General features: G+C 42.6%; 19 protein-coding genes. 8 read left to right on the top strand and 11 right to left on the bottom strand.

Features of this window, described 5'->3' with window-relative positions; all coding sequences use genetic code 11:
• Nucleotides 1–92 precede the first annotated feature (92 nt).
• The 5 genes from ABFV72_RS06955 (at nucleotide 93) to ABFV72_RS06935 (ending at nucleotide 4,313) form a co-directional block, all read left to right on the top strand.
• Nucleotides 93–419, top strand: coding sequence for a YciI family protein (locus tag ABFV72_RS06955; RefSeq protein ID WP_057761353.1), 327 nt, complete (start codon nucleotides 93–95; stop codon nucleotides 417–419).
• A complete protein-coding gene (locus ABFV72_RS06950) occupies nucleotides 416–865 on the top strand; it encodes a hypothetical protein (RefSeq protein WP_347162941.1) in 450 nt (149 codons plus the stop codon). The genes ABFV72_RS06955 and ABFV72_RS06950 overlap by 4 nt, the downstream gene beginning before the upstream one ends.
• Nucleotides 866–989: 124 nt before the next feature.
• Entirely contained in the window at nucleotides 990–3,056 is a 2,067-nt protein-coding gene (gene mnmD, locus ABFV72_RS06945) for a tRNA (5-methylaminomethyl-2-thiouridine)(34)-methyltransferase MnmD (RefSeq protein WP_347162940.1), read from the top strand.
• A 101-nt stretch (nucleotides 3,057–3,157) separates the two neighbouring features.
• Nucleotides 3,158–3,592, top strand: coding sequence for a secondary thiamine-phosphate synthase enzyme YjbQ (locus ABFV72_RS06940; RefSeq protein WP_347162939.1), 435 nt, complete (start codon nucleotides 3,158–3,160; stop codon nucleotides 3,590–3,592).
• An 82-nt stretch (nucleotides 3,593–3,674) separates the two neighbouring features.
• Complete coding sequence (locus ABFV72_RS06935) at nucleotides 3,675–4,313, top strand: hypothetical protein (protein WP_347162938.1); 639 nt, start codon at nucleotides 3,675–3,677, stop codon at nucleotides 4,311–4,313.
• Nucleotides 4,314–4,463: 150 nt separating this feature from the next.
• On the opposite strand, the gene ABFV72_RS06930 is transcribed toward ABFV72_RS06935, so the two are convergent.
• The 7 genes from ABFV72_RS06930 to ffh form a co-directional block, all read right to left on the bottom strand.
• Nucleotides 4,464–5,141: a DUF4112 domain-containing protein gene (locus ABFV72_RS06930; protein WP_347162937.1), complete on the bottom strand. Its 678-nt coding sequence runs from the start codon at nucleotides 5,139–5,141 to the stop codon at nucleotides 4,464–4,466.
• Nucleotides 5,134–6,051: a 4-hydroxybenzoate octaprenyltransferase gene (gene ubiA, locus ABFV72_RS06925; RefSeq protein WP_347162936.1), complete on the bottom strand. Its 918-nt coding sequence runs from the start codon at nucleotides 6,049–6,051 to the stop codon at nucleotides 5,134–5,136. The genes ABFV72_RS06930 and ubiA overlap by 8 nt, the downstream gene beginning before the upstream one ends.
• 130 nt (nucleotides 6,052–6,181) lie before the next feature.
• Nucleotides 6,182–6,424: a hypothetical protein gene (locus tag ABFV72_RS06920; protein ID WP_347162935.1), complete on the bottom strand. Its 243-nt coding sequence runs from the start codon at nucleotides 6,422–6,424 to the stop codon at nucleotides 6,182–6,184.
• A 91-nt stretch (nucleotides 6,425–6,515) separates the two neighbouring features.
• Nucleotides 6,516–7,415, bottom strand: coding sequence for a class I SAM-dependent methyltransferase (locus ABFV72_RS06915; protein WP_347162934.1), 900 nt, complete (start codon nucleotides 7,413–7,415; stop codon nucleotides 6,516–6,518).
• Nucleotides 7,416–7,480: 65 nt separating this feature from the next.
• Nucleotides 7,481–8,323 carry an undecaprenyl-diphosphate phosphatase gene (locus ABFV72_RS06910; RefSeq protein WP_201570570.1) on the bottom strand — a complete coding sequence of 281 codons (843 nt, stop codon included), beginning with the start codon at nucleotides 8,321–8,323 and terminating at the stop codon, nucleotides 7,481–7,483.
• Nucleotides 8,324–8,465: 142 nt separating this feature from the next.
• On the bottom strand, nucleotides 8,466–9,167 hold the full coding sequence (tsaB, locus tag ABFV72_RS06905; protein WP_347163061.1) for a tRNA (adenosine(37)-N6)-threonylcarbamoyltransferase complex dimerization subunit type 1 TsaB: 702 nt from the start codon (nucleotides 9,165–9,167) through the stop codon (nucleotides 8,466–8,468).
• Between the two features lie 270 nt (nucleotides 9,168–9,437).
• Complete coding sequence (gene ffh, locus ABFV72_RS06900; protein WP_347162933.1) at nucleotides 9,438–10,988, bottom strand: signal recognition particle protein; 1,551 nt, start codon at nucleotides 10,986–10,988, stop codon at nucleotides 9,438–9,440.
• Between the two features lie 452 nt (nucleotides 10,989–11,440).
• Here ffh and ABFV72_RS06895 point away from each other — a divergent pair, with 452 nt between their 5' ends.
• On the top strand, nucleotides 11,441–12,205 hold the full coding sequence (locus ABFV72_RS06895) for a cytochrome C assembly family protein (protein WP_431192086.1): 765 nt from the start codon (nucleotides 11,441–11,443) through the stop codon (nucleotides 12,203–12,205).
• A gap of 85 nt (nucleotides 12,206–12,290) precedes the next feature.
• Here ABFV72_RS06895 and purU read toward each other — a convergent pair whose 3' ends face one another.
• Together purU and ABFV72_RS06885 are read right to left on the bottom strand one after the other, a co-directional pair.
• Nucleotides 12,291–13,211, bottom strand: a complete 921-nt coding sequence (gene purU / locus ABFV72_RS06890; protein WP_227670811.1) for a formyltetrahydrofolate deformylase — start codon at nucleotides 13,209–13,211, stop codon at nucleotides 12,291–12,293.
• A 210-nt stretch (nucleotides 13,212–13,421) separates the two neighbouring features.
• Nucleotides 13,422–19,106, bottom strand: a complete 5,685-nt coding sequence (locus ABFV72_RS06885) for a hypothetical protein (RefSeq protein WP_347162931.1) — start codon at nucleotides 19,104–19,106, stop codon at nucleotides 13,422–13,424.
• Nucleotides 19,107–19,590: 484 nt separating this feature from the next.
• Here ABFV72_RS06885 and rpmB point away from each other — a divergent pair, with 484 nt between their 5' ends.
• Nucleotides 19,591–19,827, top strand: a complete 237-nt coding sequence (gene rpmB / locus ABFV72_RS06880; RefSeq protein WP_057761372.1) for a 50S ribosomal protein L28 — start codon at nucleotides 19,591–19,593, stop codon at nucleotides 19,825–19,827.
• 128 nt (nucleotides 19,828–19,955) lie between these two features.
• On the top strand, nucleotides 19,956–20,111 hold the full coding sequence (gene rpmG, locus ABFV72_RS06875; RefSeq protein WP_010201403.1) for a 50S ribosomal protein L33: 156 nt from the start codon (nucleotides 19,956–19,958) through the stop codon (nucleotides 20,109–20,111).
• Between the two features lie 111 nt (nucleotides 20,112–20,222).
• Here the strand turns inward: rpmG and ABFV72_RS06870 are convergent, their stop codons facing one another.
• Nucleotides 20,223–20,534, bottom strand: coding sequence for a hypothetical protein (locus ABFV72_RS06870; RefSeq protein WP_347162930.1), 312 nt, complete (start codon nucleotides 20,532–20,534; stop codon nucleotides 20,223–20,225).
• Nucleotides 20,535–20,758: 224 nt separating this feature from the next.
• A complete protein-coding gene (locus ABFV72_RS06865) occupies nucleotides 20,759–21,070 on the bottom strand; it encodes a hypothetical protein (RefSeq protein ID WP_057761376.1) in 312 nt (103 codons plus the stop codon).
• Nucleotides 21,071–21,079: the final 9 nt, after the last annotated feature.

The following is a 21,079-nucleotide window of genomic DNA, read 5'->3' as shown; positions in this document are numbered from 1 at the left end:
GTTGCCTTGTCATAGTAGCAATAACAATTTTATTGCTATGACGTTTATACTAAGCTCATCATTACTTTTTTATTATTCACTAAGGAAGTCTCATGTCTTTATTTGCCATCATTGGTCATGACGTGGCTAATAGCAGTGCACAACGTCTGATCACTCGTACTGAACATATTGAACGCTTAAAAGCACTGCACCAAGAGGGACGCCTCGTTATCGCAGGTCCAACGCCTATCGAGCATGGCAAAAGTGATATGTCAGGCAGCTTAATCATTGCGGATTTTGACTCTATCGAAGCGGCTCAAGCATGGGCAAACGATGAGCCTTATTTACGTGATGGCGTGTATAGTCATGTCGATATCAAACCATTTGTTCAAGCATTGCCAGCACCAACTGATAGCAACAATCAAGTAGCTGCATCGTGATTCAGAGAGTCTCTTTTTCACCTATCCGTTTCTATAAAAGTGCCTTGATTGGTCTCATGTTAGTGACAGCCGTTTCGGTGCAGGCTGCACCCACTGCGCCTGTAACACCTGCTGTTGATGCAACCGATCCAACAGCAGTGCTGCCGCTGACTGGTCCAATATCGGCGCGTGCTTTGCCAACGAAAAACTCAGCGCTAGATATCAATGATACCTTGGCGGCACAGTTGCAACCATCTACTAAAGCATTGTCAGCTGCCAATCAAGAACTGCTTAGCCGTAATGCACAACTACAGCGCCAAGTGAACGATTTACAGACTCAAGTAAATGTCTTGGTTTACGAAAGTAAAGGACAGTTGTTTCTATATGGTGCGTTTACCGTTTTGATCAGCTTGTTAGTCGGCATTTTTGTCTCGTGGTTAGTATTTGTCCGCCGTGAACGCTGGTAGCGTCAGCTTTGCTAGCACTGACTTGCATTATTCTGCTTCGCTGCGTCTGACCAAATGTCGATATCATTGATCCGTCACTGCTGATCGTTGAGCTACCGTTCCCGATATTCCTAAGAAGTGTCTCATGTCTACCGCTAATCATCAAAACCCTGAACATTTAAACGTTATCATACCTGCCAAGATTGACTGGCAGACGGATGATACTGGCAATATGGTGCCAGTATCAGGTGAGTTTGGGGATGTGTATTTTTCTCATGCGGATGGTTTGGCAGAGACACGTCACGTGTTTCTAGAGCACAATCAGTTACCAGAGCGTTTAGCATATCTGGCATCAAAGCAATGCTTTACGATTGCTGAGCTAGGCTTCGGAACTGGGCTTAATCTACTAGCAACGTGGCAATTGTGGCGACAACTGCGTGAAACCAATCCGCAATTAGCAACGGCTCGTCTGCACTTTATCACTACTGAAAAGTTTCCTATACCACTAGCAGATCTGACCCAGATACTTGCGCTATGGGGTGAGCGCGCGCCTGAGCTAATGGCATTTATTAAGCCACTTTTGGCTGCATATCCGCCCCTAATTGCAGGCTGTCATCGTTTAAGTTTTTCTCATGATAACTTAACCGTCGATATGTGGCTTGGTGATGCAGCAGAAAGTCTAAGCAAACTGGCATTAGACCACTTTAACCAGCATACGCCTTATATTGATGCATGGTTTTTAGATGGTTTTGCGCCTTCTTGCAACAGCACCTTGTGGGCTGACAGTATCTTTGCACAAATGCAGCGCCTATCACGCCCTCATACGACTGCCGCCACTTATAGCTGTGCAGGTATCGTCAAGCGTGGACTAAGAGAGCATGGCTTTGACATCAAAAAGGTAAAAGGTTTTGGTCGAAAGCGAGAAATGCTAACGGCCACTATGGCTAATGCAGAAAGTAGTGACCTTACTGACGATAATAAAAGTTGTGATAATAAAAGTCACGAGGCGAAGCAGCAAACGACTTATAGCACATTCGATCACACTGTCGTTATTGGTGCAGGTGTATCAGGATTGCTCACAGCTTGGTCGCTTGCCAATCGCGGTATTACCGTTACTTTATTAGATAAATCAGCGCCCTTGGCAGGTGCATCAGGCAATCCTAGAGCATTACTTGCGCCCAAAATGACGCCGATTCACCATGTCAATGAGCATCTGCATACCATCGGCTATCTTCATAGCAGCAGGCTATATCGAGACCTCAATCAAACAGCTGTACAGCTTAATACAGCATCAGTACTTGAACTGACTGGCGCCCTTGATTTACTCATAAAAGCGAATATTGGTACGGAACAAATTGCCGACTATCCTGATGAGATGGCGACCACTCTATCGCATGAGCAAGCACAGATTACTAGTGGCCTAAAAGAGCAGAACTTATCAGAGAACTTGTACTTACCTCAGTCTGGCCTGGTCAATCCACAAGCACTAAAAGACATCATACTGACTCATCCGCTCATTCACTTCCAGCAGTTAGAAGTGAATAAAATCAACGAGACTGAGCAGCAAGTTCGTATTGAAGGTATTGATGGAAACCGTAATACTGTCACTATGACTACTGATAATGTCGTCATTTGCGCAGCTTTTGAAAGTCATCAATTGGATAAGCGTATTTTTGATTGTCGTAAAATTCGTGGGCAGCTATCTTGGTTTACCCCCTCAGCGGAGCAACTAACAAAGCTACCTAAAATACCGCTTAAATATAGTGGTTACTGCGCGCGGTTCAACGCACAGGCTGGAGATGATAAGTTAAATACTGTTGTCGCTGACAATCCATATTTATTGCTCGGCGCGAGTTTTATCCGCAATGACACAAGTACTGACATACGTCCTGAAGAGCATCAGATTAGCCGAGACAAGCTAATTACCGCCATTCCTGAGATGGCATCTATCATTCCGGCGGATACGAGTCTGTGGCAGGGACGAGCTGGCATTCGCACCCAAACACCTGATTACCACCCTATCGTTGGACAATTGGCAAACAGTCAGCGGATATGGACAATGAGTGCAATGGGCGCAAAAGGTTATGCATTGGCACCTATTTGCGCTGAAGCATTAGCAGATATGATGCTGGGGTCATTTGCACCACTGTCAGAGACGATGCTCGCACGTTTATCACCCAATCGTACACGGCTACAGACGCCGCTTGTTTAAGAATAAATGGCTCTTGTGTAAATAATAGCAACGCTTTCTGCGGTTTATACTGTCTTATGATATCTTAATTTAATGTCGACCCTAATAATGAGATATGCCCCATGAGCTATTACCAAACCACCCTTACTCTACCCGCCTATGCGCGTGGCATTCATATCATCACTCCAAGGATTGAAGAAGCTATTTCTCAGCTGTTACCTCACTCTGCCAAGGTAGGGTTGATTCATCTGTTTTTGCTGCATACGTCAGCCAGTCTTGCGATCAATGAAAATGCTGATCCAGATGTCCGACTAGATACAGAGGATTGGCTCAATAAAATCGCACCAGAAGACCAGCCAGAGTATCGCCATACCTTAGAAGGCTCAGACGACTTGCCAGCGCATCTCAAAAGCATGATGCTTGGAGTAAGCTTGACTATACCGCTTGTCGATGGTGAGTTAGGACTGGGCATGTGGCAAGGTATTTACTTATGTGAGCATAGAAACCTGCAAGTATATGGTGGACAGCGTAAGCTGGTGATTACGGTAAATACGTAATAAGATACTGTCAATAAATAGCAGATTGACCCTTGCCAATTACCACATTTACGTAGAGCGCCATTAACGGATAAAGCTGATTATGAATACTTCTCTCCCAAAAATAATAAACTTACAAAAATCTAAACTGCTTTATCGTACGGCGCCTGCGATTTTCTTAAGCCTGTTGCTACTGACTGCTTGTCAAAAAGATCCAGAACCTGAAGCAACTGATACAACTACAGCTGAAACCTCAACACAAACCACGCCCGTAACGACCAATATCAACGTTGATGAAGCGGAAGATAGCAACTCAGATGATGCTCAAAATGTAGCGCAGACTGATTCAGAACGTGATATGAGCTTAACAGAGTTAGATAAAGATCTTAGTGATACTACGTCTACGGCAAATGATAGCGCTGAAAAACCTAATCCAGAACAAGCTATCAAAGGCGCACAAATCACTGATGTCCGTTATAAAAGTGCAGCAGGTGAGAGTTTGTCCGTAGTCTTTGAGACGTCGGCAGCTGGTATGCTTAACGCTATCATTACTCGTCCTAACCAGCCAAAAATGACCTTAAGCGCGCCCGAAGGCCAAGGCAATAATCCTACGTATCAATCAACTGACGGTAGTATACAACTCGTCAGTCATGCTGGTGGCGGTACTATCGACCTTATCCGAAACAATAAAGTCACTAGCTTTGATGCCGTCAGTGCTGAAGCAGAAGTCATCACTGAATAAAGTCTGAGGCGGCCTTTGTTTCAATGCCCTATTTAAAATCATAAAAAAGGCGGCAAACGTTATTATCGTTGCCGCCTTTTTCGTTTCTGTGTATTACTCTCCACTGACTTGTCTCTACTAAGCTGTCTAATGGGTTATGAGTGATTATATTTAACCAAACCCAGTCGATTGACCAAACATCCCAACCAACCAGCTTATCACTGTCCACAGCCCCCAACCGACAAACACAATGACTATCAGTCCAAGAAAATCAGGGATGTGCAGATATAACCAAGCAACGATTGGATTACGCCAAAAAAACCCAAAGCGGCTTTGCTGTTGTTTGTCTTCTAATGATTGGTGTAAAAACGGTCGATCCATATGCATGGTTTCGGTAATACCATACTCATGATGTAGATGCTCGTGCACGATACCCAGTGTCTTACGGCTAGGACGAATAAAAATATCTAATAACGTACCAATGCCAGGTACGATACCAACGACCATATCAATAAGTGCCAATCTAACCGCTGGCGTCATTTTATGAGCGGGCACACCTAACTGACGTCCTAATATAAATGCATAACTGGTCAATGCCAATCCTGCCAAATCTCCTGCTAGTGGAATGGTCGAAAGCGCCGCATCCGCACCCATTCCTTGCTTGGTGAAAGGCACTCGCACCAGCGAATCCATGGTATTAGCAAATTTTGCTAGCTTACGCTCAGTTGCGATAACTTGCTCACGAGTCAGACCATGTTCGGCAAGTTTAGCTTGATAGTCTACAACTGAGGCATTCGTATCAGACAGTTTCTTTGATTTGAATCTCGGTAATTTATCGAACTTATCCATTTAGCGTCGTCCATATGCAAGTAACTGCGATGAGAGCAAAGACATAGCGCCCTACCCAGATATTAGCCAAGAACGCCTGAAAGCAAGCCAAAGGATTGCGGCTGGCACAAGCGCTGTTTTGTTTGGCAAACATCATCGCAACAAGCGCCAGTCCAAATACCGGTGTTACGCCTAATGTGGTCAGAGCAAAGTAATGCCACATAACCACACCCATCGTTAGCAAAAATAGCATCTGTAATATTGAGATGATAATCACATCATAACGACCGAATAGTATCGCTGTTGATTTTACGCCAATCTTTAAGTCATCCTCACGGTCAGCCATAGCGTACTGGGTATCATAGGCCACTGTCCAACACATATAGGCTAAAAATAGCAGCCAACACCAAATATCGGGAGCGCCTTGCACTGCAACATAGGACATCGGTATCGCCCACCCAAAAGCAGCTGCTAAAAATACTTGCGGCAGGTGCGTATAGCGTTTCATAAATGGATAAATAAACGCCAATACAACAGCACCAAGCGACCAATAGAATACGGCTATAGGCAAGAAGAATAGCAGACTGGCGCTTAACAGCACCAGTACTAAAAATGCAGCAACAGCTTCTTTGCCAGATAAGCGTCCATCTGCTAACGGTCGTCCTTTAGTGCGAGTCACATGACCATCTACTTTACGATCCGCAAAATCGTTAATCGCACAACCAGCCGCTCGCATAAATATTGCACCAAGGGCAAATATCGCGAACACCTTGATACTTGGCAACGCTGCCGTCATTCCTTGCTGCTGCGCTTGACCCATTGCAGCAAGTAGTACGCCCCAAAGCGTTGGCCATAAGAGCAGCTCAATGCCGACTGGCTTATCAAAACGGGTTAGCTGGATGTAGGCTTGTAGCTTGTCTTTAAATGTCATGGCTTTTTATTATCATTGTTTGAATAATTTTTATGCGCGCTTATCTATTTCGCTCAGAACCACTAAATTAATTTTTGAAGGGGCTAGTTACTGAGTTTTAATAGACTAATTACTAAGCTTAATGGTCTGGCTACTGAATTTGTTGCCATAATTTATTCGCTTCGATCAGTGATAGCTCAGGATACTGCTTGCGTAATGCTTTTAACGCTGTGACTTTGTCTTTTTTTGCTGCTTGTTGACGTAAAAATACCAGCTGCTCTTGTGGATTGCTCAGCTCTTTTAACCGTGCCTCAAGCCGAAGAATGCGAGTACGCAGCATGATATTAATCAACAATAGAATTGCACCCATAACCCAAATGATTAACGCTGACATTCCTTGCTCCTAAATCCATTAATTCTGCACATATAAGCTGATTAATTGCGTACATTTATACTCGTACATTCATTATCGCAAACAGCAGCTGTCAGACAAAATACCCATCAAAGCGTACGGCTTCATTATGCCAGCTTTCACTAGCTGGCTCATCGGCAAGCAGCGGTGCAAACTGTGGACGCTTTACGACCACGCGACCTTGGCTTTGGCTATTTTGTTTGACAACGGCCTGCGCCCTACTTAGCAGTTGTCGCTCTTCATCTGAAGTTGGTGGACGAGCCAATTGATGCAATGCTTGCATATGCTTACCGACTTTTGCCCCTTTACCTGTCTTGCTATCTTGATAGCTATCCTCTGGAAACATTGGATCCAAATAGACGACATCGATTGCCGTAGCATCGTCTATTGCGGTGCCTGCTTCTAAATTCGCAAAATAACTGAGCGCATCAGTATTGATAATCTGTAGACGGCTCATGAGCTTTTGCCAATTGAGTAGCGCACTCATACGCTGCTCCTCTGCAAGTAACAGCAATGCCATCAACGGCTGCTGCTCAAGCATAGTGACTTGGGCACCAGTACTGGCCAATATTAAACTATCATGCCCAAAGCCAGCGGTTGCATCAATAACGTGACTATCTGATGTGATTTTGGCCGCTTGTAATAGCAGCTCAGACTTACGACCAGCACTCACTACACGGCGCTGCAACTTGTCCCACTCAGGTGCCACACTGAGCCCATCACTTAACCATGATAGCTTGTCTTTATCATCTAATAATAGAATAGGCTGAGTAGATTCTTGGCTCAACTGCTGACGGCGCTTTTGAGTTAATTTCTCTGTAGCGACCTCTATATCTAAGATAATTGGTAATGTATGCTCAGCTATCAATGACTGTAGGCTCTCAACCTGTGCTTGCTGGCTGTCATTGACGTAGAATAACTGACAATGTACAACAGCACCTGTCTCGTCATACGTTTGGGGCACATCGGTCATAACCATCATCCTATTTGCTGCTTTTTTCACTATGAATTACGAGTGCGTTAAATCATAACGCAAATCTAGCCAGCCATTTGATAACCAAAGCCCCAAGCGGCGACCAGAACAATAACACCCGTGATAATGCGTAACCAAGCAAAAATAGTAAAGTCACGGCGACTTACCCATGCCACAAGCAAGCGAATACAAAGTAGCGCCACTACAAATGATACGATGGTTCCAATACCTAGCACTAGCCAATCTTCACTGTTGGTCAGGACGTCACCATGTTTGAGTAAATCCAACAGTGCCGCGCCTACAATGACAGGAATACCCAAAAAGAAAGAAAACTCAGCAGAAGCCTTACGTGAGACACCTAACCACAGCGCACCAATAATAGTGGCACCTGAGCGTGACGTCCCTGGTATAAGAGCTAAACATTGGAATAGTCCAATCATCAGCGCAGTTTTTATGCTGACATCTTCCGCTTCTTCTGCAATGACCGTTTTAGGACGCTTTTCCACGTAAAATATCAGTAGACCGCCGATGATGAGCATAATGGCAACGACGATAGGATTGAACAAATAAGCTTTGATTTCATCGGCAAAGGTAAAACCAACAATCATCACAGGAATAGTAGAGACAATCAGACTCAGTCCCAGCTGTCTAGGATTAGTCATGCCCTCTGCTTTGCCAGTCAGCAAACCCATCAACGCTTGCCACAATCTACCCCAATAGTCATAAATCACTGCCAAAATAGCGCCAAGCTGCACAACAACAACAAATAAATCAACTTTTTCTTTAGTCCAGAAACCCATCACATCTGCTGATAGGATCAAATATCCCGTACTAGATATGGGTAAAAACTCAGTGATACCTTCAACGATACCCATGATGACAGCTTGAACGAATAAAACTATATCCACAGTGACTTTCCTAGAAACAGACTGGCCTAAAAAAACTGGCCTAAAAACAGACCGATTGGCTGTCCTATATTAACGTTGATTTTATATTGGTATGCGCTTGCTAAACACTAAAAAGCTGGCTGCAAAAAGTATATTTATAAAGCTATGCTTTACCTTGCTCTTTAAGTGTTTTCCAAGCTTGGTTGCGTAGATATTTTGGCAATGCCTGCGATGCTTCCGTACCACCATCGTTTGCAAACTGAGCAATACCAAGCTGCCCAATGACAACAGCATCTGGCCACACACCTTCATGGCAGTCTTGCTGATCATGTCGTGCCAATAGCGGCGCGCCATTACCCGCAATAGGTAGATTGAGTACTGTTTGGCTATCATAATCTAGTAGCTGCTCAGTGCTATCGCTACCATCAGCCAAGACTGGCTGCATAATGCTATAACCTAACTGGTCTTCAATTACCAACTTATACTGCCCAAAGTAGACTTGCTGCATACGAGCATCAAGGGCGCTGTATAGGTGTGTCAGCCCATACTTCTGATACGCGCATTGTGCGATTGCTTGCAGGCTTGAGACGCCAACACAAGGCAAGTCATGCGCTACAGACAGAGCCTGTACCACTGCCGTATTGATGCGAATACCACTAAACGCACCCGGCCCGCGATTGAATATTAAAGCCTGTATATCAGCAAGACGTAACTGCGCCTCAGACAATGCAGCATCAATCATCGGTAAAATCTGTTGAGTCTGCTGACGCTTACCTGTTTCGGTATGGCTCGACAGTACCTGTCCGCTCGAATCTAAAATCGCGATCGAACACTGGTCGAACACGGTATCCATTGCTAAAAACATCACAACCTCGGCTTTTACTTTTGGCGTTCTAAATTGATTTGTCAGATTTTACTAATTTTTCATCACGATCTATCGTTCATGCACTATAAGAATACTGACAGAATGGAGCAGCGCCTATCATAGCATTTAGGGTACACGAATTTTATTAATTTCTATATTTTTCACACTTTATCCATCAGTGTTTATCTACAACTGATGACGATAAAAAGCCCCAAAGCTTCATTGGCTTCGGGGCTTTAATTAAACTTCTTAAAAATAACTAATCGTTATCTAAAAGCGGGTTTTGAACTTCTTTGGTGCTTGGTTTTGCATTTCTTGCATTTGCTTTTGCATCTCTTCGGTGCTTGGCATGTTGTTTGGATCCAGTCCCATCTGCTTGGCCATTTGTTCTGGATTCACGTCTTTAGCGCCACCTTGCTGACCGCCACCGCCAAACAATGGACCGCCGCCGCCACCGCCAGCACTACCGCCACCCATGAGGCCTTGCATAGACTTCATCATTTTACTGATGCCTTCAGGCTTTGAGATCATTTTCATCATTTTTGCCATTTGCTTGTGCTGCTTGAGCAAACGGTTAACGTCTTGAATCTCACGTCCTGAACCTGCAGCGATACGGCGCTTACGACTTGGGTTAATCTTGTCAGGATTTTTACGCTCAAATGGTGTCATTGAATTGATCAACGCTTCCATCTCGCGTACTTTTTCTTCTGGTTTAGCATCTTCGACGGCTTTTTGCATGTCTGAGCCGCCCATACCAGGCATCTTATCCAAGAAACCTGCCATACCGCCCATGCTCTTCATCTGCTGGAACTGAGTCAATAGATCCTCAAGGTCGAAGTCACCGCCCTTTTGCATCTTTTTCGCCATTTTTTCGGCTTTATCACGGTCAATCTTTTGCTCAACTTCTTCGACCAGACTCAGTACGTCACCCATACCAAGGATACGCTGCGCAATACGTTCAGGGTGGAACAGCTCTAGCTCGTCTAGTTTTTCACCGCGGCCCAAGAATTTAATTGGCTTACCAGTAATAGCGCGTACAGAAAGCGCCGCACCGCCGCGAGCATCACCATCAGTCTTGGTTAAGATAACACCCGTCAATGGCAACGCATCATTAAAGGCTTTTGCGGTATTGGCGGCATCTTGACCCGTCATTGCATCGACGACGAATAGCGTCTCAGATGGGTTAACCGCAGCAGTTAGCGCCTTAATCTCATCCATCATGGTATCGTCGATATGTAGACGACCAGCGGTATCAATGATCAGAATATCTTGATATTGGATTTTGGCTTCTTCAATCGCACGCTTTGCGATATCAATTGGATTCTCATCTGTGCTTGAGTTCACAAACTTAGCATTCACCTGACCGGCTACTTGCTCAAGCTGCTTGATAGCCGCTGGACGATAAACGTCAGCAGAGACTAGCATGACTTTTTTCTTTTGGCGCTCTTGTAGATATTTAGCCAACTTACCAGCTGTAGTCGTTTTACCTGCACCTTGTAGACCTGCTAGTAAATAAACAACAGGCGGCTTACCTGTCATCTCTAGCTGCTGATTGGCACTGCCCATCATTTCGGTCAGCTCGTCGTGTACGATTTTGACAAAGGCTTGACCTGGCGCCAACTCTTTTAGCACCTCGGCACCAAGCGCTTGTTCTTTTACGCGTTTTACAAAATCACGAGTGACAGGCAACGCCACATCAGCTTCTAACAACGCCATACGCACTTCACGTAGCGTGTCTTTGATATTATCTTCGGTCAACTGTCCGGTACCGACAATGTTACGTAGGCTCGACGATAAGCGTTCTGTTAAGGTATCAAACATAAATAACTCTCAATTAAAATGGTTTTCAATTAAATAATACACAATTAAAATAACTCTAAATCAAACCATTAAAATGGTTCGTAAATAATATTAGGATACGCTATAAGATATTAGGATATTGCATGACAAGGGACATGATAAAAGAATTATATTATCAATACTATAGCATTAACATGGCTCAAAACTTATAGTCGTTTCGCAAAAGACACAGCGCTTATAATTGTAGTTAACTTTTTATAGATGATATATTTTACGTTTTGCGCTATGCAGCACTGCCGATCATTTATAAGTTATAAGCAAGATGGTGCTCAATTGGCACCCATTTTATGATAAATTGGACGATTATTCTAATCATTCTGATAATACCACTTTAGCGACACATTGAGCGGCAGTTTATGCTCAGTATAAGATGAGGCTTTTTATCTGTGCACTTTGCATTCTTACTTGCTAGCATGGCTTATATCTTAGTCAGCATCCATATTGGTTGGGCGCTGGTTCAGGACAAACCTATCCACAAAAGCCTCAGTTTGGGCTTGTTGCTCATCGGTATGGCTGCACATGCGTTACTGCTATATCCATACGTTGTGACGCTGTATGGTTTAAATTTCAACTTGTTCAATATAATCAGTCTGACCAGTTTATTTTTCTTATTCTTTTATCTATTGTTCTGTTTATACCGCCCTATTCTTAGTCTTGGTATTTTGGCTGCACCCACTGCGCTAATAGGTATGACTGTCGGTTATGTCGGCCGCGCCCCTTATCAACCATTGACTGATGTCAGTATCGGACTTGAAATCCATATCATATTATCATTAGCTGCCTATTGTGTGCTGTTGATGGCGGCGGTACAAGCGCTATTTCTACGTCTACAAATACGTGAGCTCAAGCATCATACCATTCATCGATTTTGGGTCAATAAACTGCCCTCCTTGCAAAGTATGGAGAGTTTATTATTCGATATGCTGTTGGTAGGCTTTGTATTGCTCAGTATCGCACTGGGGATTGGATTTATCTATGTGCAAGATTTGATGGCGCAACATATCGTGCATAAGACTGTTTTTAGTCTGCTGTCGTGGTTATTATTTGGTGTACTACTATTCAGTAATTGGCGTGCAGGCTGGCGAGGCAAACGTGCTGCCAATATCACTATTTATGCCTTTATTCTGTTAGCGATTGGCTTTGTGGGTAGTAAATTTGTCTTAGAAATGCTCTTATAAAATATATTTTCAAAAAAAGGCGGTCGGCAACAATAGTTACTGACCGCCTTTTTTATATTATTAGCCGACTCACTACTCATTTTTCTTAGTTAAATACGACTGTCTTATTACCTGCCACAATCACACGGTTTTGCACATGCCAGTTTACGGCGCGTGCTAATACGTTGCGTTCGATATCACGGCCGATAGCACGCAGCTCTGTTACCCCTTGGCGATGCGTCACACGGTGTACATCTTGCTCGATGATAGGCCCTTGATCAAGCTCAGCTGTGACATAATGCGCAGTTGCGCCGATAAGCTTAACGCCTTTATCGTAAGCTTGACGATAAGGATCTGCACCCACAAACGCTGGCAGGAAAGAATGATGGATATTAATAATCTGCATTGGCCAACGTTTGACGAAATCTGATGACAATATTTGCATATAGCGCGCCAATACTAGCAAGTCGTTACCTGCCATCAACTTATGGATTTGCTCTTCTGCCTCTGCCTTATTGTCTTTAGTCACTGGTACATGATGAAAAGTAATGCCAAAATTTTGTACTGCTTGCTTTAAATCAGGATGGTTGCTGACCACGCAAGTAATCTCGCAATCGAGCAGTCCACGCTGATGTCGCCATAATAAATCTAATAACGCATGATCAAACTTAGATACCAAAATACCGACTTTGGTCTTCGTTGCATTATTATGTAGACGCCAATCCATATCGTGACGCTTGGCAACCGTATGCGCAAAGCTGGCCTCAAAATTCTCGATAATATCGCTCAAACCTGCCAAAGCAAACTCTAAACGCATGAAGTATTGACCGCCTTCATGCGCCGTTGAATACTGATCGAGCGTAATAATATTAGCGCCATAACGATGAATAAATTCAGAGACTGCTTGTACGATACCAGCCTGATCTTTGCATTTGATGAGCAGCGTGGCTGTATCGATAGCGCTAGGTGTCTGTTTGCTCTGAGAAGCTATGGTCGATAATGAAACCGTTTTAGTGTTGTCTGACATAATTCGCCCAATATAAAAATGATGACTTATCGCTGAAAAATTGCTGACAGCGTAGTAAACCGGTTATTTTAATCTTTTTTGCAATACTTTGCTGAGCGAGTTGGTTGTTTTTGGTTATTTAAGGTGATTCAGTTGTTTAGAATAATAAAGCAAAAACCCCCGACATGTGGTCAGGGGTTTTAAAATATTATTTTTCAGTATTTGGCAATGTTATTCGACTTTTATAGTTCTGGTAAAACCTGCTCCATTACTCACGACGCCTAACGTAGCACCTAATTCAAACGCTTGATTAAAGTCTACAATAAAGCTGTTGTAACCTTGCGATTGTGCATTTGGACTGACACCATTGATCGATACTGCATAGCTTTGCTGATACGGTGACAGTATCACTTTCGTAGTATCTTTTTCGGCATCGATATTAACACTCAAGCTATTCACACAAGTTGCGTTACCTGGACCAAACGGGCTAGCATCTGCGATCCAAGGGCTAAATAAGGTATCACCAGCGATAACCAAGTCACCATCCAAGTATGGTAGCGAATAGTTCAAGCTTTGAGTATTTTCACTACCATTTAGGAAAGTTGATGCATCGAACCTTACTTTTACCCAGTTTGAATAACGGATAGGATAGCGAACTTGGAAATCAGCACGTCCATCTGCATCAGTGACAAACGAATAACCATCTTCAGCAAATGTGCCACCAATAATAGCAACTGGGTTAATGGTATCCAGTACACCATTGTTATTTACATCATCATCATTATCCAAGATGTAGTTATATTCTGGGCTATCTTCACTCGTAATCCAATTAGATTGTAATAATACGATAGATTTTTCAGAGAACGTTTTAGGTTCTGGCGTATTGATATTGCCTTCTCCGTCTACTGTGTTAGCTCCTTGATATGAAGTACTACTATCTAGTAGACACACGCGACCTTGTGCATACTCTACTGCGTAAGATTTGATAGATACCTCTTTGTTGGCCACGGCCTGTCCTGAGCCATCCATAACCGATATTGAGCCATTAACTGTGTAGTAGATGTCATCAGAAGATATTTTATTAGCAAACGTCAATGTTGTATAAACAGCATCTTTTGATACGGTAATATTGGTGGACTTGCTACCAATATTATTAGGGTCATTCAATAGTCGAGCATTGAGTGTAACACCATTAATCGGTGAGCTGGCGTTTGCCAAATACACTACACGTGCTTGACCTTTGCTATCAGTGATAGCAGTTGCAGCAGACAGTCTTCCTGCTGAAGAGTCAGAAGCACGGCTAAAGACGACTGTCTGCCCTTCGACTGGTACATCATTTTTATCTTTGACGGTTGCGACAAGCTCCGTACTACTACCTGGTGTGATAACTGATCTTACCGCTTGGAACAGTATCTTAGCTGGCGTAGTTGCTCTAAAACGCGTGTCCACGGTTGTTTGATATTTGAGCTGACCGTTACTAATCTCACCAAGTACTGTCGCTTGTAATACTGCTGTACCAGCAAGCGGAGAGTTTAGTACGACTGGAACTGTAATAATATTACCTTGAATATTGGCAGCCGTTATCGCTTGAGTCGAGATAACATCATTGTTCGCAAACGTTCCAATCGTTGTTTGTACTTCTAAAAGCTTACCAATAAGGGCATTCGCTTCAGCTGCGGAGTTAGTGCGAATCTGTATATTAATATTCTGAGCAACATTGACATCGTAAGAATCTTCAATATCGATGAAGCTAATACCTGCTTGCGATACCTTGACCAAATCAATGCTACTGGTACTACGCTGAGTGGTCAAATCTCGCTCACCCACTGCTCTCACAAAGACACGTAAATTACCATTGCTATCAAAGCTCAAATCACTTTCGTTGACAGTAAAGCTAGCTTTACCTTCTGAATCGGTGGTAGCGGTTGCATCATTAGCAATAAGGTTGCCGTCAGTATCAATGAGCTCTACTTTAGCATTTGCAATCGCAAGTCCCGTCCCATCAGTTAAAGTAGAAGACAGGGTGGTTGTACTATTATCTTTGAGATTTTTCTCAGACGCTGTAAGGGTGAGTGTTGTGCCAATTGCAGATAAGCTCAGAGACTTTTGTTCACGCACCTGCATATTGACAGTACCGTTAGCATCATATTGCGGCGTGACGATTTTGGCATTAATCACGACACTATGATTAAGGCGAGCATTGATACTATTAGCTGCTAACAATACACCCACATCAACCCGACCACTACTATCGCTTACAACTGTGCTCGATGTGGTCAACGCTGCTCCGCTTGACTCTAGGTTTTCGATGCTTAACTGTACTGGCACACCTGTGAGAATACCGCCGTTATTATCTGTTACGATGAATGAAGCTTGGGTCTGGTCGCCACCTGTAGTCAATGTTGGCTTATCAGATGACGCGATTAGCTGGTAACTCTCAATTGTAGACGTATCTACTGCGACGGTGTATTTTTGCTCTAGCTCGACATTTTCTGCTGTTGTTGTTTTCGCTGTTAATTGAATACCATTCTCTTCCAGAACTGCTTGATTAACACTAGCACCATTTTCCAATGTAAGGTCAAAAGTTGCCACGCCATCGCCATTAGTTGTAACAATGTTATTGCTAATAGTTACGCCAGTTTGTAGAAAATCGTCAACATATAGTTCAACTTTACGATTGGCAATACCTATAGCCTTGTCGTCGTTGTTAGCATTGCCTTTAATATTATTAGCAACTCGTACAAAGACCTTGAATGTATCTCCTTTGGTATTGACGACTTTATTTGCACCGATGGCAAGGCTTTCAGATGTACCATTAGGGTCTGGAATCATTGTCTCAATAGTACTTGTCTGTGTCACAATATTGCCGCTACTATCAGCTGCGGATAGTGCTATAACAAAGTTTTTACCTATTGCAGTCTTTTGATCATCGGTCAAATTGTTTGGTACTGCCAGAGTAAACACAGCCTTGCCTGAATCATCAGTCGTTTGACTGCCGCCTGAAACCAAAGTAACTCCTTTACTAGCAACAGATGCTGGCAGTGCAAGAAACACTTTCTGACCAGTAACCACATTACCTTTACTATCTTTGGCTATTACTTCAACCTGTGTTTCGCCGCCATTTAGGTTTAAAGCATTTATTGGATTAGCGAGTAAAGAAATAGCTGCTGTCATAGACTGGATCTTGACTTTAACCTGTTGTTGTTTACCAGTCAGGGTCTCAGTCAGAGTAGCTGTCAATACTTGTTTGCTGAGCGCTTCTTTTTGTTCATCACTTAAGTTGTTTGGAACTACAACGTTAAAGCTAACCAAACCATTAATATCTGTGCTAGCAGTAATATTTGATGACCCAAGCTGACCATTTACTATTAACAGACTTGCTAGTTCAGGGTTATTGAATACCAATTTCACTGTTTGATTGACGACTTGCTCACCAGATGACTGATTATTTAACTGTGCTTGGATAGTAGCAGTACTACCTACATTATTTAAGATATATCCTGCTTGATTATCAATATTATTAGTGGCATTCAAGATACTTAAACTAACGCTAGGCGTAGTGATTTTTACTTTCTGTATTTCTGACTTATAAGAAACATTGTTTTCAGCATAAGTTAGCTGATAATTGATACCAATGTTCTTTAAGTCTGCTCGTTGTATCGCTGTCAAACCTTCAGGTACATTAATAGCAAAAATTGCCTCACCATTAAAATCTGTAGTCGCTGTAGTTTGAGTGGCTATGACACCGTACTCTAATGCTTTTGCACCTAGCTGGATAGTAACCGCTTTGTCTCTGACTGGCTGAGCACTACTCGCTTTAGTGGTTAATTTCACACCGATGTTGCCGCTACCGCCCAACTCACTAATCTCTGGAGTTGTGATAGAGGCAAACTGAATGCTGGTTACTGGCTGCTCAACTTTTACTGTCTGAATAATTTTGGATTGAGTACCATCTTCATCAGTCAGTACTGCTGTGTAGGCAATACCTGCTTTTATTAGTTGGTCACGCTGTGCTTGTGTTAGGTTTTGACTGATACGAACTGTAAACTCTGCCACACCACTGCTGTTTGTGGTTTGTTCGTTACCTTGAATAGTAATACCTGTAGCAAATCCTTCATTGATGACAAGCTTAACTGTACGACCGACTGCAGCACTGCCATCTTTACGCTTACCTAAAATTTGTAATTTGAACTCTTCATCTAAGACACTCGCGACTGCAGGTACACTTTGCGCAGTCAATGTAATATCGCTTTGTCCAATGTCGGAGCCGATACCAATACTTTCACTACTGGTAGTGCTTGGCACTCCTGATGCTTCTGTTATATTTGCAGACAATACAAAACTACCTGCCTTTTCGATTTGTGCTTTTTGTGACTCAGTTAAATTATTAGGCACTCGTACTGTATAGCTAACTTCACCTTTAGCATTAGTAGTTTGTTCTGAGTTATTTTCTAAGGTTAGTAGACCTGCAGCAGCCAGACTTGCTGGTAAACTTGCTATTACTTTTTGTCCTTCCACTACACCTCCGCGGCTATCATTGACGCGGAAACTAATGACTGCACTGCCACCTGAGCTTGATAGCTCTTTCTTATTGCTTTCATTAAAGTTTATTTTGTATTCCGCAGTTGGAACAATGACTACGCTAGAAGGACTTGCTGTTGACGTAAAACGGTTTGGTTCTGTGAGTAAAATAGTATAGCTAATACCTTTTTCTGCAAGCTCTTGACGTTCAGTGGCGCTCAATGTTGGCGATATAGTTAATGCCACAGTCGCTTGACCATTAGTATCTAATGTCAACTGTTCACTCGCTAGACTGACCCCTTTAGGAGCATTATTTAGCTTGATTGTTGCCTTTGCACCAGCAATCTGGGTAGACACATTCGTATTTTTAGGTGAAGCAGTGATAGTCAGCTGTTGTGTATCCCCATAAGCACTAAGCTGCGTTGAGTTTCCTGAAACTTTTAGATCGTAGTCTTGAACAGGTAATGCAACAACTAACTTGCCAGATACAAGCTTAGTAGCTCCACTGCTTTCTTTGATATTGATAGCATAAACGATACCTTGTAGCAGTTTATTACGTGTCGCTTCAGGCAAGTTACTATCGATCTTGAGATTAAAAGTAGCGATGCCTTTCGAATCAGTTGTTTGACTAGCAGCGTCGACAGAGACACCGTCTGTCTGATCCAGACCGAGACCGACCTCGACATCAGGAACCAGTGCACCTTTTTCATTTTTCAGCTGTACACTTATAACTGCCGTATCGCCATAAGGGTTCAGTTTATTATTAGAGACAGAGCTCGTATCAAGACTTTGAGTAACGCTCAGTTTACTTTCAACAACTTGAGTGCCATCACCACTACCTTCTCTACTAACTGAGACTTTCAACTCTTGCGGTGCAACAGCTGTACCATCTGCTTTATTAGCAGTGGCCATTAAGGTAAAGCCGTTTGCGATTAATGCCTCTTTGTCTGCGACTGCTTGTGGGTTAAGCTTTAACGTATATACTGCATTACCATCGCTATCAGTCACTTGAGTGCTTTGACCTTCGATAGTGATACCGTTGGTTTCGGAGCTCACTACCTTTAATGTCACTGCTTTGCCAACCATCGCACCACCTGAGCTTACTTCAGCTGCCTTTACAGTAACCGTAAAAATTGCCTGCTCGTCAGATAGCTCGATAATGGTAGGCGCTGTGCTAAGTTTTTGTAAAAAGAAATCAGCCTCAACATCTGGTACTTGTTCACCGCCGTCACTACCATCTGTTCCAGGCTGCGTAACTCCTAAATCAGGTGCTGGTGCAACAGAGTCTACGGTGTCACCATCACCGCCTCCACCACAACCTGCTAATGCTAATGCGCAAGTCAAAGAAGTGAGCTGAAACAACTTAGAAGTAAGGGGTAGAGAACTGTATGACATGTTTTGACTCCGCATGAGCAGTAATTTATCTGAGCAAATAAGCAAAAAATCATTACCCAGAATCAGAAGAGATTGGTAATGATACATAGATTTACAGTAATACTGGTGTATTAACAGATTGTATTAAATATATAACAGCAACTTTACTGACTTTTGTTATAACTTACAACTAAAAATTAATCTTTACTATTAAACAATCAACAACATAGAGCGCTCATTTCAGGGTATAATAGCCCTCCTTTAATTCGACAGTTATTGTAAAAATATTTGAGTATTCATCTGTTTTATGGTATAAATGTCGGCTTTAAAATTTTCTGAATTGGTCAGCCTGTTATTTGCCTTTAGATAGCAGCAAAACCAGCTCAACCTTCATATAGTTTTGTTTGGTGCAAAGCTGCCGCTTGCTGTGTCCATGCCGCAAAAACGTGCAACTTGCCCAGACTGGTATGAGAAAAACTCATACCTCATAGATTAGGAGTTCGCCATGTCTCGAGTTTGCCAAGTGACTGGAAAGCGCCCTATGGTGGGTAATAATGTTTCGCATGCAAACAACAAAACCCGTCGTCGCTTTCTACCAAACCTTCACAACCATCGTTTTTGGGTAGAGTCTGAAAACCGCTTTGTACGTCTACGTGTGTCTACCAAAGGTATGCGCATCATTGACAAACTTGGTATCGATAAAGTGTTAGCGGATCTACGCGCACAAGGTCAAAAAGTTTAAGTTAAAAATAGTAGCTGAGTGATGACTCTCATCATTTAAGCTGCTGTTTTGCTACATTAGTTGTGGCAACTCATTCTTTGAGACACGTACCTATCGTTTGAAGACCCCTCATTTACAGGAAAGCTATCATGAGAGATAAAATTAAATTAGTATCAACAGCTGGTACTGGGTATTACTACACCACTACTAAAAACAAGCGCACTATGCCTGGCAAAATGGAAATCAAAAAGTTTGATCCAAAAGTACGCCAGCATGTAATCTTTAAAGAAGCTAAAATCAAATAATCTCCATTTTATAAATGGTATTATTTGAACAAAAAAAGGGTTTATCAATTGATAAACCCTTTTTTTATGCTTGTATATTTAGCTAGCTTCAGCTCGCTAATACACTAAAAATCAACTGTAGTGCGTTGGTTCTTTATCATATACATGCGCATGCCACTTGCTCATTTGCTTTTGCATAATGACCTGAATCGCGGCATGAATCATGTGTTGACCAATCGCTTGAGTATCGCTACCAAGTAGTTCTTTTAGCTTGTCAGAAAAATCGATAGTCATCAGCGGTGCTTCGTCTTGTTCAGCATCACGTAATAACAACCTACCATCATCTGTTTCCACCAACTCTAACGTGGTTTCTTTGGCAAATCCTGCAAACTGATCGCTATTCTCGTTATCTACTTCTATATCATTATCGATATCGTATGGCATTAATGTGTTCCTTATTATCCCGTTTAGTACTGGTAGAGAAACTAATCATTGCAAAGCAGTCATTTCTTAAAAATAAACTCATTCGGCAAATCTATCGTCTTACAACAGTAACGCGGGTAAATCTGTCTTACTCATACAATGGACGCTTTAACATTGAAATTCAAGGGCTGTCACATAAGTCTTCGCTATAAAAGCAAACTTGAATGCCATGTCGTTTGTATATATTAGTGCCAATAACGTAACTTCCCTAATGTAAATAAGAAGGCCACAAACATTCCAAGATAATAAACCAGCTTTAACTCAAGGCTAGGATCACGATACTTAAATGGTAGGGCAACGGTGGCCGTCGCAGTGGGCAATATCAGCAGCATAAGCAGCCAATTCTCAATGACATTTAGCCAACCTTGTAAATCGGTTCCGTGACGTAATGACGCCAACCCCATTAACAAACAAGCGATAATTAAGCTGGTAAATAAGCCATTTGGTAAGTCTTTAGGATAGATAATTTTAGCAATACTGGCTGGTACGATTCTCATATAAAATTC

Origin of the sequence: Psychrobacter proteolyticus (assembly GCF_039762275.1) — a bacterium.
GTDB lineage: Bacteria > Pseudomonadota > Gammaproteobacteria > Pseudomonadales > Moraxellaceae > Psychrobacter > Psychrobacter proteolyticus_C.
Note: the sequence above shows the minus strand (reverse complement) of the source record. Positions and strands in the feature narration are given on the sequence as shown.

Excerpts from the sequence above, each read along its gene's own strand:
- mnmD (WP_347162940.1), top strand. The coding sequence starts at position 990 with ATGTCTACCGCTAATCATCAAAACCCTGAACATTTAAACGTTATCATA.
- ABFV72_RS06895 (WP_431192086.1), top strand. The coding sequence starts at position 11,441 with ATGGCTTATATCTTAGTCAGCATCCATATTGGTTGGGCGCTGGTTCAG.
- ABFV72_RS06935 (WP_347162938.1), top strand. The coding sequence starts at position 3,675 with ATGAATACTTCTCTCCCAAAAATAATAAACTTACAAAAATCTAAACTG.
- ABFV72_RS06930 (WP_347162937.1), bottom strand. The coding sequence starts at position 5,141 with ATGGATAAGTTCGATAAATTACCGAGATTCAAATCAAAGAAACTGTCT.
- purU (WP_227670811.1), bottom strand. The coding sequence starts at position 13,211 with ATGTCAGACAACACTAAAACGGTTTCATTATCGACCATAGCTTCTCAG.
- tsaB (WP_347163061.1), bottom strand. The coding sequence starts at position 9,167 with ATGTTTTTAGCAATGGATACCGTGTTCGACCAGTGTTCGATCGCGATT.
- ABFV72_RS06885 (WP_347162931.1), bottom strand. The coding sequence starts at position 19,106 with ATGTCATACAGTTCTCTACCCCTTACTTCTAAGTTGTTTCAGCTCACT.
- ABFV72_RS06865 (WP_057761376.1), bottom strand. The coding sequence starts at position 21,070 with ATGAGAATCGTACCAGCCAGTATTGCTAAAATTATCTATCCTAAAGAC.
- rpmB (WP_057761372.1), top strand. The coding sequence starts at position 19,591 with ATGTCTCGAGTTTGCCAAGTGACTGGAAAGCGCCCTATGGTGGGTAAT.
- ABFV72_RS06920 (WP_347162935.1), bottom strand. The coding sequence starts at position 6,424 with ATGTCAGCGTTAATCATTTGGGTTATGGGTGCAATTCTATTGTTGATT.
- ABFV72_RS06870 (WP_347162930.1), bottom strand. The coding sequence starts at position 20,534 with ATGCCATACGATATCGATAATGATATAGAAGTAGATAACGAGAATAGC.
- ABFV72_RS06940 (WP_347162939.1), top strand. The coding sequence starts at position 3,158 with ATGAGCTATTACCAAACCACCCTTACTCTACCCGCCTATGCGCGTGGC.
- rpmG (WP_010201403.1), top strand. The coding sequence starts at position 19,956 with ATGAGAGATAAAATTAAATTAGTATCAACAGCTGGTACTGGGTATTAC.
- ubiA (WP_347162936.1), bottom strand. The coding sequence starts at position 6,051 with ATGACATTTAAAGACAAGCTACAAGCCTACATCCAGCTAACCCGTTTT.
- ffh (WP_347162933.1), bottom strand. The coding sequence starts at position 10,988 with ATGTTTGATACCTTAACAGAACGCTTATCGTCGAGCCTACGTAACATT.
- ABFV72_RS06915 (WP_347162934.1), bottom strand. The coding sequence starts at position 7,415 with ATGACCGATGTGCCCCAAACGTATGACGAGACAGGTGCTGTTGTACAT.
- ABFV72_RS06955 (WP_057761353.1), top strand. The coding sequence starts at position 93 with ATGTCTTTATTTGCCATCATTGGTCATGACGTGGCTAATAGCAGTGCA.